Origin of the sequence: Pseudonocardia sp. SID8383 (assembly GCF_009864975.1) — a bacterium.
GTDB classification, from domain to species: Bacteria; Actinomycetota; Actinomycetes; order Mycobacteriales; family Pseudonocardiaceae; genus Pseudonocardia; species Pseudonocardia alni.
In genome coordinates this window covers 1-258 of sequence record NZ_WWFY01000200.1, presented here as the reverse complement: position 1 = coordinate 258, position 258 = coordinate 1, and the positions used below count along the sequence as shown (strand labels likewise).

Annotated in this window: 1 protein-coding gene; it reads right to left on the bottom strand. The window is 79.1% G+C overall.

Annotated elements, in window-relative coordinates; translation table 11 throughout:
• On the bottom strand, window positions 1–258 hold a 258-nt coding region (locus GTW08_RS04750), incomplete at both ends, for a polyketide synthase dehydratase domain-containing protein (RefSeq protein WP_161151466.1).

The following is a 258-nucleotide window of genomic DNA, read 5'->3' as shown; positions in this document are numbered from 1 at the left end:
CCCGGCGGCCGCGGTCACCGGGGGCGCCGACGCCGACCTGCAGGACGGCGCCGTCGCGACCGACGGCCAGCGGCGCGAGGAGGTCGAGCTCGGCGATGTGGGGGGCACCGACCTGGTCGCCGGCGCGGATCGCGAGCTCGGCGAACACCGCGCCGGGCACGTCGACGCGGCCGTCGGTCCGTTCCGGCCCGAGCCACGGCTGGGTACGGGGGGAGAGCCGTCCGGTGAGGACGGTGCGGTCGGCGTCGGCGAGGACGA